Origin of the sequence: Catenibacterium sp. CAG:290 (assembly GCF_000437715.1) — a bacterium.
Lineage (GTDB): Bacteria > Bacillota_I > Bacilli_A > Erysipelotrichales > Coprobacillaceae > Catenibacterium > Catenibacterium mitsuoka_A.
In genome coordinates, this window is the sequence record NZ_FR898816.1 from 4,136 (window position 1) to 19,777 (window position 15,642).

Genomic DNA, 15,642 nt, shown 5'->3' on the forward strand with positions numbered 1-15,642 from the left:
TTTTAAAGAATATAAAAAAAAGACTGCTGACATAAGTCAACAGTCTAATGAACTAAAATTATTCAATGATTTCAGTTACGTTACCAGCACCTACAGTACGTCCACCTTCACGGATAGAGAACTTAGTACCGTTTTCGATAGCGATTGGGTGAATTAATTCTACAGTGAATTCTACGTTATCGCCTGGCATAACCATTTCAGTTCCTTCTGGTAATTCAATAACACCAGTGATATCAGTAGTTCTGAAATAGAACTGTGGTCTATAGTTACCGAAGAATGGAGTATGACGTCCACCTTCATCCTTAGTTAATACATAAACATGAGCGTTGAATTTCTTATGTGGATGTACTGAACCAGGTTTAGCTAATACCTGACCTCTTTCGATCTGGTCTCTGTTGATACCTCTTAAAAGAACACCAATGTTATCACCAGCTAGAGCGTAGTCAAGTAACTTTCTGAACATTTCGATACCTGTAGCAACAGTCTTCTGAGTTTCATGGATACCAATGATTTCAAGTTCATCGTTAAGGTTTAATTGACCACGTTCAACTCTACCAGTAGCAACTGTACCACGACCAGTGATTGTGAATACGTCTTCAACTGGCATTAAGAATGGCTTATCAGTTTCACGAGCTGGATCTGGGATATAAGAATCCATAGTGTCTAATAATTCATGGATTGCAGGAGTCCACTGTGGATCACCTTCAAGAGCCTTTAATGCAGAACCACGGATGATTGGAGTGTCATCTCCTGGATAGTCGTATTCAGATAATAAATCACGAACTTCCATTTCTACTAAGTCGATTAATTCTTCGTCATCAACCATATCGCACTTATTTAAGAATACGATGATGTATGGAACACCAACCTGACGAGATAATAAGATATGTTCTCTTGTCTGAGGCATAGGTCCATCAGTTGCAGCTACTACTAAGATAGCACCATCCATCTGAGCAGCACCAGTGATCATGTTCTTGATGTAGTCAGCATGGCCTGGACAGTCAACGTGTGCATAGTGACGATGAGCAGTTTCATATTCAACGTGTGCAGTGTTGATTGTGATACCACGTTCTTTTTCTTCTGGAGCAGCATCGATTGCAGCATAGTCCATAGCTTTAGCCTGACCTTCACTAGCTAATACAGTAGTGATAGCAGCTGTTAAAGTAGTTTTACCATGGTCAACGTGACCGATAGTACCAATATTTACGTGAGTTTTCTCACGGTTAAATTTTTCCTTAGCCATTTAAGGTTATCCTCCTATATAATTCTAAAATTTTACATAACTATTTTAATAGATTTTATTGAGAATTGCAATAAAAATCATAGTTATTCTTATTTTACGCCGTTCTTTTTAATGATTTCTTCCTTGATTGATTTAGGAACAGGTTCATAACGGTCGAACTGCATTGTATAGTTACCACGACCCTGTGTGAATGATCTTAAGTCTGTTGCATAACCGAACATTTCAGCTAGAGGTACAGAAGCTTCAACCATTACAGCATTTCCTCTTTCTTCCTGACCATCGATCATACCACGTCTAGATGAGATATCACCCATAACGCTTCCTAAGTATTCAGAAGGTGCAGTTACTTCTACCTTCATGATTGGTTCAAGGATTACTGGAGCACACTTCTTACCAGCAGCTTTTAATGCCATAGAAGCAGCTACTTTATATGCCATTTCTGATGAATCGACATCATGGTAAGAACCGTCGAATAATGTAGCCTTAACGTCAAGTACTGGGTAACCAGCGATCATACCAGTTTCTAAAGCGTCTTCAAGACCAACTTTTACAGAACCGATATATTCTCTTGGAACTGATCCACCAACAACAGCGTCAACGAATTCAAATCCTTTACCTTCATTAGGTTCGAACTTGATCCAAACGTGACCGTACTGACCACGACCACCAGACTGTTTAATGTATTTACCTTCACATTCAGCAGCCTGAGTAATAGTTTCTCTATAAGCAACCTGAGGAGCACCAACGTTTGCTTCTACATGGAATTCTCTCTTTAATCTGTCAACGATGACATCAAGGTGTAATTCACCCATACCAGCGATGATAGTATCACCAGTTTCAGGGTTTGTAGATGTTCTGAAAGTTGGGTCTTCTTCAGCTAATTTAACTAAAGCTTCACCAAGTTTGTTCTGGTCAGCTTTTGTCTTAGGTTCAATTGCTAATTCGATAACTGGTTCTGGGAATTCCATCTTTTCAAGGATAACGAAATCGTTTTCCGCACAAAGAGTATCACCAGTTGTAGTGTTCTTGAAACCTACTGCAGCAGCGATATCACCAGCATAAACTTCATCAATTTCTTTACGTGTATTAGCGTGCATTAATAAGATACGACCAAGTCTTTCTTTCTTATCTTTTGTTGAGTTCAATACATATGAACCAGCAGTTGCAGTACCAGAGTATACACGGAAGAAAGTTAACTTACCTACGAATGGGTCAGTCATAACTTTGAATGCTAAAGCTGAGAATGGTTCTTCATCAGATGCATGACGGTCAACTTCGTTACCATCAATGTCAACACCCTTGATTGCAGGGATGTCAGTTGGAGCTGGTAAGTAGTCAACAACAGCATCAAGCATTGGCTGAACACCCTTATCTTTGTAAGCAGAACCACAAAGAACTGGGAATAATTCAACAGCGATTGTACCCTTACGGATAGCAGCTTTAACATCTTCGATTGCAGGTTCTTCACCTTCAAGAATCTGCATCATTAAATCATCATCAAATGAAGCAGCAGCTTCTAATAAAGTCTGATGATATTCTTCAGCCTGATCAACATATTCAGCTGGGATTTCTTTTTCGATTACATCGATACCTTCAGCACCATCGAAATAGATAGCTTTCATCTTTAATAAGTCGATAACACCTTCGAATGTATCTTCAGCACCGATAGGTAACTGTAATGCAACAGCATTAGCACCTAATCTTGAATTTAATGAGTTAAGTGACATGATGAAATCAGCACCAGTAGCGTCCATCTTGTTTGAGAAAACAATTCTTGGTACGCCATAAGTAGTAGCCTGTCTCCAAACTGTTTCAGTCTGAGGTTCTACACCTGCTTTAGAGTCAAGTACTGTAACGGCACCATCAAGTACACGTAGTGAACGTTCAACTTCTACAGTGAAGTCTACGTGGCCTGGTGTATCGATGATGTTAATACGATATCCTTTCCAGTGAGCTGTAGTTGCAGCAGAAGTGATAGTGATACCACGTTCTTTTTCCTGAACCATCCAGTCCATCTGAGATCCACCATCATGAGTTTCACCGATTTTATGGATTTTACCTGTATAGTAAAGAACACGTTCAGTAGTAGTTGTTTTACCAGCATCGATGTGAGCCATGATACCGATATTACGTGTTTTTTCTAATGGAAATTCACGAGCCATAATTTTCTCCTTTCAAATACTTTTTCTTTTAATTTATGTAATAAAGATATTACCAACGGAAATGTGCGAAAGCTTTGTTAGCTTCTGCCATTTTATGAGTATCTTCTTTCTTCTTAACAGCAGCACCTGTACCGTTAGAAGCATCGATAATTTCGTTAGCTAAACGATCAACCATTGTATTTTCGTTTCTTAAACGAGAATAGTTAGTTAACCATCTTAAACCTAAAGTCATTCTTCTTTCAGGTGTTACTTCAACTGGTACCTGGTAGTTAGCACCACCAACACGTCTTACCTTTAATTCAAGTACAGGCATGATGTTGTTGATAGCTGCGTCGAATACTTCCATAGCTGGCTTTCCAGTCTTTTCTTCAACTTTTTTGAATGCTTCATATAAGATGTTCTGAGCAACACCTTTTTTACCATCTAACATGATGTTGTTAATAAGCTTAGTGATTGTTTTACTATTGTAAATTGGATCAGGTAAAACATCTCTTTTCGCAATACGTCCTTTTCTAGACATCGGCAAATTCTCCTCTCTCTATTTTATTAATTTAAAAATTTATTTCTTAGGCTTTTTAGCTCCGTATAATGAGCGGCTCTGCATACGATCTTTAACACCAGCACAGTCCATAGTACCACGGATAATATGGTAACGAACCCCTGGTAAGTCCTTAACACGACCACCACGAATTAATACAACAGAGTGTTCCTGAAGGTTATGACCGATACCAGGAATGTAAGCTGTAACTTCTAATCCATTTGATAATCTAACACGGGCATATTTACGTAATGCTGAGTTAGGCTTCTTTGGTGTCATTGTAGCAACACGGGTACAAACACCACGCTTCTGAGGTGAATTATCATTAGTTGGTCTTTTTGCTAATGAGTTGTAACCTCTATTTAAAGCTGGAGACTTACCCTTTTTAGTCTTTTCGCTACGTCCTTTTCTTACTAATTGGTTAATTGTAGGCATGATTTTCTCCTTTCTAATTCTAACACACAATTCCGGGTGTTTCACAAATTTGTTTTTATATATGTGCCCTCGTCGGACACCTTTGTCAGTATATGACAAATAAAAGTCCTAGTCAACAACTTTTTTTATTTTTTTTGTTAACTTTTTTTTATTTTTTTGTCAACCTCAATTGTAAAATGAAACTGGAATTAAGGAATTCTCAATTTTTTTGTATAAAAAAAGTCCATAGAAATCGTATTATATAGTTACCACACTTTATAAGGAGATTTCTATGAACAGCATTAATATATCACAAAAAGCAAAAAATAAACACCTTAATTTTTCTCATTACGAATTCATCATTAATTCGGGCAATTATTTAAGAGACCAGCCATCATCTTTATGATAGATCATCTGTTTAGTCATTCCACCATCTATACAGATATTCTCACCATTTATAAATGATGCCTTTGATGAACATAAAAACAATACCATAGATGAAATATCCCGAGGGTTACCTACTCTTCCTGCTGGCTGCTGATATGCATCAGGACCGGTGTATGTATTACCATGAGTATCAATCCATCCTGGTGAAATAGAATTGACTCTTACCTTTCCTCTTAAACTCATCATTAATGCGTGTGTAAGGGCTGCTATGCCACCTTTTGTGGCAGTATAGCTTTCCGTATTGGCTTGACTCATACGATCTCTAGAAGACGAAATATTGACGATTACAGCATCTTTATTGAAATGTTCTTTAAATAGCTTAGTTAAATAGAATGGAGCAGTGACTCCTACAGATAAAGCATATTGAAATTCCTCATAACTACATTCATCAATACCTTTCATTATAGGCAAAGCATTATTTATGAGATAATCAATATGTCCATACTTTTCAAGTACATAATGACTAAATGCTTCTAATGTTTCTTTGTCTGCAATATCACCAACATAATGATGACCCTCTGCTTTATCTATAACTTCTACTAAAGCCCCTTCTTTTCTAAAATCTTCTGCTATGGCTTGTCCTATACCGTGAGCCCCGCCAGTCACAACAACTACTTTGTCTTTAAACTGCATAATATTTCTCCTTATATATGAAAACACTATGGACATTTGTCCATAGTGTTTCTTATTAATTAAGCATCATGGTGAGCAGAAACAAATTCTTCTGCTTCATCAAACATTGTAGATTCAGGAGTGAAGTTTTCAGCTTCTTCTCTTGATTTTTCAAGTTCAGCCTGCTGAGCAGCTTCTTCTTCCTCTCTCTTAATTGTTTCGTCAGACTTTAAAGGTCCTCTTAAGCCAGTACCTGCTGGTAATAACTTACCGATAATAACGTTTTCTTTTAGACCCTTAAGTGGATCGACTTTACCTCTGATAGCAGCATCAGTAAGAATTCTTGTAGTTTCCTGGAATGATGCAGCTGATAACCAAGAATCAGTTTCTAATGAAGCTTTAGTAATACCAAGTAAGATTGGTCTACCTACAGCTGGATGTTTACCTTCCTTAAGAACCTGTCTGTTTAATTCAGTGAAGTTCTTAACTGAAACATGAGATCCTGGTAATGCTTCTGTATCTCCGCCTTCTACGATCTTCATTCTTCTCATCATCTGCTGAATGATGATTTCGATATGCTTATCAGAAATTTCGATACCCTGTAATCTATATACCTGCTGTACTTCTTTTAAGATGTAGTTTTCTACAGCTTCTGCAGAGGCAACAGATAATAATTCTTTTGGAGAGATAGAACCTTCAGTAATCTTATCACCTGGTTCAACAATATCTCCTTCTTTTACAGCTAACTTAGCACCAATTGGTGTTAAATAAGTCTTAGTTTCAAGATCATTTGCGACAGTTACTTCTGAGCGCTGGTTGTTATGGTCACCCTGAGTTGTAATTGATGAAACATGTCCATTGATTTCAGAAATAATAGACTTAGCCTTTGGAACACGTGCTTCAAACAATTCCTGGATACGAGGAAGACCCTGTGTGATATCGGCGTCACCAGCAACACCACCCATGTGGAATGTACGCATTGTAAGCTGAGTACCTGGTTCACCGATTGACTGTGCAGCCATAATACCGATTGTTTCACCAAGTAATACTTCCTGACCAGTTGCTAAGTTTAGACCATAGCACTTACGACAGATACCGTTCTTAGACTTACATCCGAAGATGTTTCTAATTTCAACAGTCTTGATACCAGCATCAGATACTGCTTTTGCTGATTTTTCAGTCATTAATTCATTTGCATGGACAATGATTTCACCAGTTGCTGGATCAACGATATCCTTTAATGAAGTACGACCAATAAGTCTATCTACTAATGGTACGATGACGTTACCATCAGCTGTATTAATTAATTCAGATACTTTGAATCCCTTATCAGTATGACAATCATCTTCTGTGATAATAACTTCCTGAGCTACATCGACAAGACGTCTTGTTAAATAACCTGAATCGGCAGTCTTTAAGGCTGTATCTGTAGAACCTTTACGAGCACCATGTGTAGAAATGAAGAATTCTGATGCAGTTAAACCTTCACGAAGGGCAGACTTGATAGGAAGTTCGATAGTTTCACCCTTAGGGTTACTCATCAATCCACGCATACCTACAAGCTGAGTGAAGTTAGAGATGTTACCACGGGCACCTGAATCTGACATGATGAAGATTGGGTTATCACGGTCAGATTCGAACTCTTCTTTAACGATACCAGTAACTTTTTCTTTAACGTCATTCCATAATTTGATTACTGCTGTATAACGTTCGTGTTCTGTTAACTTACCTTTGTTGTATAACTTCTTGATGACTTCAAGATGTTCATCAGCATCATCGAATAAGTGATACTTATCCTGAGGAATCTGAATATCGTAAGCTGATACTGTAATACCAGCGATAGTTGAATAATAGAATCCCTGATTCTTTAATCTATCAAGCATGACATGGATTTCATCAACTGGACAGATCTTGAAGTATTCATCGATGATTGCTCCAAGAGTCTTCTTAGTGAACTGCTTGATTAAAGGCTGATTCTTAATATGTTCCTTGATATCTGTACCATAAGGTAAGAAATATTTCATAGGAGTTGCTTTTAAGCTTGCCTTATCTGGATCATTTAAGTATGGGAATTCACCTTCAAAGATCTGGTTGAAGATGATCTTACCTACTGTAGTGACTAAGTACATGTTGTTCTGTTCTTCAGTGAATGTCTTATTCTTTAATGCTGAAGCACGGATTGCCATTCTTGTATGTAAGTTAACAGTCTTATTGTAATAAGCCATTAATACTTCATTTACATCAGCAAATACTGTACCTTCACCAATCTGATCAGCTTTTTCTGTTGTTAAGTAATAGTTACCAAGCACCATGTCCTGTGATGGAGTAACGATAGGTTTACCATCTTTTGGACCAAGGATATTTCTAGAACCAAGCATTAACTGTCTTGCTTCCTGAATTGCTTCTTCACCAAGAGGTGCATGGATGGCCATCTGGTCACCATCGAAGTCGGCATTGAATGCTGGACATGCTAATGGGTGAAGACGGATGGCACGACCTTCTACTAGCTTAGGTTCGAAACCCTGGATACCTAATCTATGTAATGTAGGGGCACGGTTTAATAATACTGGGTGATGTTTGATAACATCTTCAACGATTGGCCAGATCTTATCATCCATCTTATCAATCATACGTTCAGCAGCTTTGATATTAGTTGCTAATTCGTTTCTTACTAATCCAGAGATAACGAATGGCTTAAATAAGTTAACAGCCATTTCTCTTGGGATACCACACTGGTACATCTTTAATGTAGGTCCTACAGCGATAACTGAACGTCCAGAGTAGTCTACACGCTTACCAAGTAAGTTCTGTCTGAAACGTCCCTGTTTACCTTTAAGTGTATGTGAAAGAGATTTTAATGCTCTTCCTCCAGCACCTGTAATAGGCTTAGAACGTCTACCATTATCAATTAAAGCATCAACGGCTTCCTGAAGCATACGCTTTTCATTCTGTACGATGATACTAGGTGTACCTAATTCTAATAATTTCTTTAAACGGTTGTTACGAGTAATAACACGTCTATATAAGTCATTTAAGTCACTTGTCGCAAAACGACCACCGTCTAGCTGAAGCATTGGTCTTAAGTCAGGTGGAATAACTGGAAGAACATCCATGATCATCCATTCTGGCTGGTTATTAGAGCTTCTGAATGCATCAATTGCTTCAAGTCTCTTTAATAACTTCTGTCTCTTCTGACCCTGAGCTTCTTTTAACTGAGCTTCTACATCTTCAAGTTCAGCATCTAAGTCAACCTTCTGTAATAATACTTTGATTGCCTCAGCACCGATTTTAGCCTGGAACTGACCACCGAACTTTTCAACACAGTTACGGTAATCTCTTTCAGATAATACCTGCTTGTATTCAAGTGGTGTAGAACCTTTATCAGTAACAACATAAGATACGAAGTAGATGATTTCTTCTAACTGTTTAGGTGACATATCAAGGATGAGTCCCATACGAGATGGAACTCCCTTTAAATACCAGATATGTGCTACTGGAGTAGCTAATTCGATATGACCCATTCTTTCTCTTCTTACTGAAGAACGAGTGACTTCGACACCACAACGGTCGCAGACAACACCTTTATATCTTACTTTCTTATATTTACCACAAGCACATTCCCAGTCCTTAGTTGGACCAAAGATTCTTTCACAAAATAAACCATCTTTTTCAGGCTTCTGTGAACGATAGTTGATTGTTTCAGGTTTTTTGACTTCGCCATATGACCATTCACGAATCTTCTCAGGAGAGGCTAAACCGATCTGAATTGCTGAAAAATTATTATTCTCTGCCATTATTCTTCCTCCTCACCGCTTTTTCCAAATAATCCTTCGATAATATCTTCGACTGATTCTGGAGCTTCATCATCATCGAAGCTGTCTTCTACGATATCATCTTCACCTTCGGCAACGAATTCTTCGTGAGTGTCAACTTCTTCATCTTCTTTTTCTTCTTTATCATCATTTTCTTCATCTTCTTTTGGCTTCTTAGGCGCATCGAATGAACGAGGGAAACGACGATCTTCATCTTCGATATTACCTACATTGATTTCATTACCTTCATCATCTAATAGACGAATATCTAATGCCAATGCCTGTAATTCTTTCTTTAATACTCTGAATGATTCAGGTAATCCTGGTTCAGGTAACTTCTGTCCCTTAACAATTGCTTCATAAGTCTTAACACGTCCTACAACGTCATCTGACTTAACTGTTAAGATTTCACGTAATGTATATGCTGCACCATAAGCTTCAAGTGCCCATACTTCCATTTCCCCGAATCTCTGACCACCGTTCTGAGCTTTACCACCAAGTGGCTGCTGAGTAACAAGTGAATAAGGACCAACTGATCTTGCATGTAACTTATCATCAACCATGTGACATAACTTGATCATGTACATGATACCAACTGATACTTCGTTATCGAAATATTCACCAGTTTTACCAGAGATCACTCTCTGTTTACCATTTTCTGGCATACCAGCTTCCTTCATGATATTTTCTAAGTCCTTAGAATTGATACCATCAAAGGCTGGAGTAGCGAAATACTGACCACCTAACTGTCTAGCAGCATAACCTAAGTGTAATTCTAATACCTGACCGATATTCATACGAGATGGTACCCCTAATGGGTTAAGCATGATATCAAGTGGTGTACCGTCCTGTAAATGAGGCATATCTTCTGTTGGTAAGATCTTAGAGATGACACCCTTGTTACCGTGTCTACCTGACATCTTATCCCCTTCAGAAATCTTACGCTTCTGAACGATATATACTTTAATAACCTTGTTTACACCTGGCTGTAAATCATCTCTTTCAACTTCTTTATAAGCAAGAGAGTTTGCTGAACCATACTTGTTTTCATTCTTTCTTTCTTTACCTCTACGAGTGAATACTCTGATACGATGTACGATACCAGAACCACCATGAGGTACTCTTAATGAGTTATCTTTAACTTCTCTAGATTTTTCACCAAAGATAGCTAATAATAGTTTTTCTTCTGCAGATAATTCTGCCTGTCCCTTAGGAGTAACTTTACCAACTAAGATATCGCCTTCCTTAACTTCAGCACCAACACGGATAATACCGTTTTCGTCTAAGTTAGAACGAGCATCATCACCTACGTTAGGGATATCTCTAGTAATTTCTTCAGGACCAAGCTTTGTATCACGACATTCAATTGTATATTCCTGAATGTGGATAGAAGTATAGTAGTCTTCTTTTACAAGCTTTTCATTCATGATGACAGCATCTTCGTAGTTATAACCATTCCATGTCATGAAACCTACAAGAACGTTCTGTCCTAATGCTAATTCACCCTGTTCCATAGCTGGTCCATCAGCAAGAACCTGACCCTTAAGAACATGTTCACCAGCCATAACAATTGGACGATGGTTGATACATGTACCAGCGTTAGATACAGTGAACTTTAATAACTTATATGTCTTTTCGCCACTTTCACCTTCAACGATGATCTTCTTAGCGTCAACATATTTAACAGTTCCTTCTTCTTTCGCAACAACTGCAGCACCAGAGTCTCTTGCAGCCTGGAATTCCATACCTGTTCCTACATAAGGTGCATGTGGATTTAATAGAGGTACAGCCTGTCTCTGCATGTTACATCCCATAAGGGCACGAGTCGCATCATCGTTTTCCAAGAATGGGATACATGAAGACGCAACTGATACGATCTGTTTAGGTGAGATATCGATGAAGTCGATTTCTTCTGGCTTAGCCATGATGTTTTCACCTAAATGACGTGAAATAACCTGTTCATCAATGATACGGTCATTTTCATCAGTCTTAACTTTTGCCTGAGCAATAATATAATTCTTTTCTTCATCTGCTGTTAAATAACGAATATCATTTTCATCAATAACGCAGTTATTTACTTTACGATATGGAGTTTCAATAAATCCATATTCATTTACTTTTGCATAAGATGCAAGTGTAGAAATCAACCCGATGTTAGGACCTTCTGGTGTTTCGATTGGACAGATTCTACCATAGTGAGATGGATGGACGTCTCGTACTTCATAACCTGCACGGTCTCTTGATAAACCACCAGGACCTAAGGCAGAAAGACGTCTCTTGTTTGTTAATTCGGCAAGTGGGTTAATCTGGTCCATGAACTGAGATAACTGAGAACTTGCAAAGAATTCTTTGATTGCAGCAGTTAATGGACGAATGTTTGTTAATGACTGTGGAGTCATAGAATCATCTTCAGCTAAAGACATTCTTTCCTTAACTACTCTTTCCATACGTGATAAACCGATACGGAACTGGTTCTGAACTAATTCACCAACAGTTCTAACACGTCTGTTACCTAAATGGTCGATATCATCTAATAAACCAATACGGCTCATTAAAGACACTCTATCTTCAGGTGCTAAGTCCTGAGAATCATAGATATCAACAAGGTTAAGCATATAAGAATATGCAGCAATAAAGTCTGAAATAGTGACAAACTTACTATCTAATGAAAGATCAGTACCGATTACTCTCATCTTGATAGACTTAGATTCATCTGTATATACATCTAATACCTGAATAGTATGATTAGAATGCATATTTTCGTTAGTTTTAATTTCTCTTGTATGTGCACCTGCTTCAAATACTGGCTTTAAGATTTCTAATTTATCTTTAGTAATCTTAGTACCTTCTGTCATTACAACGTTACCATCAACGTCAACAACATCTTCAGCAAGAACACGATCAGCAATACGATCTAATAAGCTTAATTTCTTACGTAGCTTAAAACGACCTGCTTTTGCTAAATCATAACGTTTTGGATCGAAGAAACGCGCAAATAGTAATGAGTTAGCACCATCTAAAGTAGCTGGTTCACCTGGTCTCAATTTACTATAAATTTCCATCAACGCATCATCAGTGTTATGTGTTGGATCCTTTTCAAATGTATTGTAGAGGAACTGATGTTCTCCGAAAACTTCAATAATATCTTCATTTGAAGAAAGTCCTAGAGCACGTAAAAGAATAGTACCTGGAATCTTCTTCTGACGGTCAATACGAACATTTAAAACATCCTTGGCATCATTTTCAAATTCTAACCAAGTACCACGAGATGGGATGACCTGTCCATTGAAGACAGTCTTACCAATCTTGTCTGTTCCATTACCAAAATAAGCTCCTGGAGAACGAACTAACTGTGAAACGATAACACGTTCTGCACCATTAACAACAAATGTACCTGAATCTGTCATTAATGGGAAATCACCCATAAATACTTCACTTGTCTTGATTTCTCCAGTTTTCTTATTTACAAGACGTAAAGTAGCACGCAAAGGAGCTGCATAGATTGCATCTCTTTCTTTACTTTCATCTGCATCATATTTAGGCTCATCAAAACGACAGTCTACAAACTCCAATGATAATGTGTCGTTAAAATTTGTGATAGGATAAATATCCTCAAATACTTCTCTTATACCTTTTTCCTGAAACCACTTAAATGAATCTGTCTGAATTTCGACAAGGTTAGGTAGTTTCAAAGAACCACTAATACGAGAATAATTGCGTCGCTTAATGCGGCTTTCTGCAGTTCTTACATTCTTTTCCAAAATCCGTTCCACTCCTTTTTTAATCTCTATCTGCAAGCTAAAAAGGGTCAAAATGACCTGCTTTTATACATGAGTAGGCATTTTAGTATACTAGCACAAGGGTACTTTTGTGTCAACCCAAAAAGGGAAATTTATACAATTTCCCTATAGTTCATTATTTAATTGATTGAATTATGTAATAGCCTTTATTTCGCTTCAATACTTCCGCATTTCCAAAGACTTCTTCCATGCATTTCTTAGCACTTGGTGCACCCTGTTTCTTTTGTATGACAATCACAAGGCGTCCATTCTTATTTAAGTGTGAATAACTTTCTTTAAGAATAGTAGTCACAACACTCTTGCCAGCACGAATTGGAGGATTAGAGATGATCATATCAAATGTCTTCTCTACATTCTCATATGCATTACTTTCATATACATGCATATCTTCAAGATGATAATCTTCAATTGTGCGTTTAGCAAGTTCCATTGCGCGTCTATTGACGTCAACCATATCAAATGCGATATCTGGATAAACCATCTTTAAGCTGATACTCAAAGCACCATATCCACACCCAACATCCAATACTGATTTTACACCTTCTAGATTAACGGTGTCAAGTAGTGTTCTTGAACCGAAATCTACACTATCCTTAGAGAAAACACCACGATCACTATGAAACTCAATAGAATGTCCTTGATAATCGAAGTGAATAATCGTTGGTCTGCTTTCTATTTCATCATTTGTATAATAGTGTGACATTCTCATTCCTCATAAGAAAAAAGCCCTAAAATAGGGCTTTTATAATTGTGTTTGTATTAAATTACTTTAATTCAACAACAGCACCAGCAGCTTCTAAAGTTTCCTTTAACTTAGCACCTTCTTCAGCTGGTACGTCTTTCTTGATTTCAGATGGAACCTTGTCAACTAAGCCCTTAGCATCAACTAGTCCTAAACCAGTGATTTCTCTAACAGCCTTGATAACTTTAACCTTTGTAGGTCCAACTTCCTTAAGGATTACTGTTACGTTAGCAGCAGGTCCTTCTTCTTCAGCAGCAGCAGCAACTGCAACTGGAGCAGCAGCTGTAACGTCGAACTTTTCTTCGATTGCTTTTACTAATTCGTTTAATTCTAAGATTGTAGCTTCTTCTAAGTAAGCTAAGATTTCATCAGTTGTTAACTTTGCCATTTTAATATTCTCCTTTATTTCGATATTAAGCAGCTGCTTCTGCTTCAGCAGGAGCAGCTTCTTCTGCAGATCCGTCTGCTTCTTTGTCAGCTACAGCCTTAACAGCTCTAGCAACTTTTGATACTGGTGCCTTTAAGCAAGCCAATAACATTGATAACATACCTTCTTTGTTTGGTAACTTTGAAAGTTCCATAACTTCTTCTTTGCTCAATAATTTGCCTTCAACGATTGCAGTCTTGATTACAAGAGCTTCGTGATCCTTAGCAAATTTTGCTAGTACTCTAGCTGGAGCAACAGCGTCATCATGACCAAATGCAATAGCGTTTGGACCAGTTAAGAATTCATCTAATTCCTGTTTACCACAAGCTTCTGTAGCACGAAGAGCTAATTTGTTCTTATAAACTTTAAGTTCTACATTTTCAGCTCTTAAAGCACGACGAAGTTCAGTAACTTCATCAACAGTTAAGCCACGGTATTCAGCAACTACTACTGACTGAGCGTTAGATAACTTATCAGCGATTTCGTCGATGACTGCCTGTTTAGCGACTAATACTTTTTCGTTAGCCATTGTTACACCTCCATAAAAATTTTATTGCAACAATATACGCGTTATATAAAAACCCCTAGATTACCTAGGGGTTTGTCATTTTCATACATGACAATATCCCTCGGTAACAAATTGAGACTTGCGTCAGTTACTGTCTACGGTATATTGATTGCGGCATTAATAATTAAGCAGCAACTTTTACTGCTGGACCCATTGTAGATGAAACTACGCAGTTCTTAACGTAAGTTCCTTTAACTGCAGCAGGTCTGATTCTTAATAATAAAGCATGGATAGCTTCATAGTTTTCAACTAGCTTAGCGCTGTCGAAAGATACACGACCGATTGGAAGATGTACGTTACCATCTTTATCAGTTCTATAATTAACTTTACCGCCCTTAGATTCATTAACTGCTTTAGCAACATCCATAGTTACTGTACCAGTCTTAGGGTTTGGCATTAATCCCTTAGGACCTAAAACACGTCCTAATTTACCAAGCTTAGGCATCTGATCAGGAGTAGCGATCATAACATCGAACTCTAACCAACCTTTAGCGATTTCATCTAAGATTTCCTGGCCACCAACTACGTCAGCACCAGCGTTTTTAGCTTCTTCAGCCTTTGGACCTTCAGCGATAACACAAACTCTCTTTGTTTTACCAGTTCCGTTAGGAAGCACGATAGCTCCACGTAACTGCTGATCTGCATGTCTAGTATCAAGATTTAACTTGAATACAACATCAACACTTGCATCGAATTTAGCAGTAGTAGTCTTCTTAACTAATTCAATTGCTTCTTCGATTGAGTATAGCTTGCCAGCTTCAATCTGCTTAGCAGCTTCTACATATTTCTTTCCTTTTTTTGACATTTTCTTTCCTCCTTAAGTGGTCTTAACGGATAGACCTCCCACTGTAATGACGGAATTCAACTCCATCAGATT

The 15,642-nt window shown here is 37.8% G+C and carries 11 protein-coding genes and 1 other annotated feature; all 11 genes read right to left on the reverse strand.

All coding sequences use genetic code 11. The annotated features are described in order from the left end of the window. Positions 1 to 58: 58 nt before the first annotated feature. The 11 genes from tuf to rplA all read right to left on the reverse strand — a co-directional run bounded on the left by tuf (position 59) and on the right by rplA (position 15,570). Complete coding sequence (tuf, locus tag QVO42_RS05825; RefSeq protein WP_006505718.1) at positions 59 to 1,243, reverse strand: elongation factor Tu; 1,185 nt, start codon at positions 1,241 to 1,243, stop codon at positions 59 to 61. Between the two features lie 89 nt (positions 1,244 to 1,332). Next, positions 1,333 to 3,405, reverse strand: a complete 2,073-nt coding sequence (gene fusA / locus QVO42_RS05830; protein WP_022425215.1) for an elongation factor G — start codon at positions 3,403 to 3,405, stop codon at positions 1,333 to 1,335. 49 nt (positions 3,406 to 3,454) lie between these two features. Next, positions 3,455 to 3,925, reverse strand: coding sequence for a 30S ribosomal protein S7 (gene rpsG, locus QVO42_RS05835; protein WP_006505720.1), 471 nt, complete (start codon positions 3,923 to 3,925; stop codon positions 3,455 to 3,457). 39 nt (positions 3,926 to 3,964) lie between these two features. Next, positions 3,965 to 4,378 carry a 30S ribosomal protein S12 gene (gene rpsL / locus QVO42_RS05840; protein ID WP_022425216.1) on the reverse strand — a complete coding sequence of 138 codons (414 nt, stop codon included), beginning with the start codon at positions 4,376 to 4,378 and terminating at the stop codon, positions 3,965 to 3,967. 354 nt (positions 4,379 to 4,732) lie between these two features. Continuing rightward, positions 4,733 to 5,437 (reverse strand): SDR family oxidoreductase, encoded by a 705-nt coding sequence (locus QVO42_RS05845; RefSeq protein ID WP_022425217.1) that lies wholly within the window; start codon positions 5,435 to 5,437, stop codon positions 4,733 to 4,735. A gap of 59 nt (positions 5,438 to 5,496) precedes the next feature. Then, complete coding sequence (rpoC, locus tag QVO42_RS05850) at positions 5,497 to 9,210, reverse strand: DNA-directed RNA polymerase subunit beta' (protein WP_022425218.1); 3,714 nt, start codon at positions 9,208 to 9,210, stop codon at positions 5,497 to 5,499. Continuing rightward, complete coding sequence (rpoB, locus tag QVO42_RS05855; protein ID WP_022425219.1) at positions 9,210 to 12,989, reverse strand: DNA-directed RNA polymerase subunit beta; 3,780 nt, start codon at positions 12,987 to 12,989, stop codon at positions 9,210 to 9,212. Before rpoB ends, rpoC begins: the two co-directional genes overlap by 1 nt. 154 nt (positions 12,990 to 13,143) lie before the next feature. Next, on the reverse strand, positions 13,144 to 13,731 hold the full coding sequence (locus QVO42_RS05860) for a class I SAM-dependent methyltransferase (protein ID WP_022425220.1): 588 nt from the start codon (positions 13,729 to 13,731) through the stop codon (positions 13,144 to 13,146). Between the two features lie 61 nt (positions 13,732 to 13,792). Beyond that, on the reverse strand, positions 13,793 to 14,158 hold the full coding sequence (gene rplL, locus QVO42_RS05865) for a 50S ribosomal protein L7/L12 (protein ID WP_006505726.1): 366 nt from the start codon (positions 14,156 to 14,158) through the stop codon (positions 13,793 to 13,795). 25 nt (positions 14,159 to 14,183) lie between these two features. Next, positions 14,184 to 14,726: a 50S ribosomal protein L10 gene (rplJ, locus tag QVO42_RS05870; RefSeq protein WP_022425221.1), complete on the reverse strand. Its 543-nt coding sequence runs from the start codon at positions 14,724 to 14,726 to the stop codon at positions 14,184 to 14,186. 37 nt (positions 14,727 to 14,763) lie between these two features. Continuing rightward, positions 14,764 to 14,884, reverse strand: a sequence feature (ribosomal protein L10 leader region). A 5-nt stretch (positions 14,885 to 14,889) separates the two neighbouring features. Then, entirely contained in the window at positions 14,890 to 15,570 is a 681-nt protein-coding gene (gene rplA / locus QVO42_RS05875) for a 50S ribosomal protein L1 (RefSeq protein ID WP_022425222.1), read from the reverse strand. Positions 15,571 to 15,642: the final 72 nt, after the last annotated feature.

Bases quoted from the DNA above. Each gene is read 5' to 3' on its own strand.
- tuf (WP_006505718.1), bottom strand. From the start codon at position 1,243: ATGGCTAAGGAAAAATTTAACCGTGAGAAAACTCACGTAAATATTGGT.
- fusA (WP_022425215.1), bottom strand. From the start codon at position 3,405: ATGGCTCGTGAATTTCCATTAGAAAAAACACGTAATATCGGTATCATG.
- rpsG (WP_006505720.1), bottom strand. From the start codon at position 3,925: ATGTCTAGAAAAGGACGTATTGCGAAAAGAGATGTTTTACCTGATCCA.
- rpsL (WP_022425216.1), bottom strand. From the start codon at position 4,378: ATGCCTACAATTAACCAATTAGTAAGAAAAGGACGTAGCGAAAAGACT.
- QVO42_RS05845 (WP_022425217.1), bottom strand. From the start codon at position 5,437: ATGCAGTTTAAAGACAAAGTAGTTGTTGTGACTGGCGGGGCTCACGGT.
- rpoC (WP_022425218.1), bottom strand. From the start codon at position 9,210: ATGGCAGAGAATAATAATTTTTCAGCAATTCAGATCGGTTTAGCCTCT.
- QVO42_RS05860 (WP_022425220.1), bottom strand. From the start codon at position 13,731: ATGTCACACTATTATACAAATGATGAAATAGAAAGCAGACCAACGATT.
- rplL (WP_006505726.1), bottom strand. From the start codon at position 14,158: ATGGCAAAGTTAACAACTGATGAAATCTTAGCTTACTTAGAAGAAGCT.
- rplJ (WP_022425221.1), bottom strand. From the start codon at position 14,726: ATGGCTAACGAAAAAGTATTAGTCGCTAAACAGGCAGTCATCGACGAA.
- rplA (WP_022425222.1), bottom strand. From the start codon at position 15,570: ATGTCAAAAAAAGGAAAGAAATATGTAGAAGCTGCTAAGCAGATTGAA.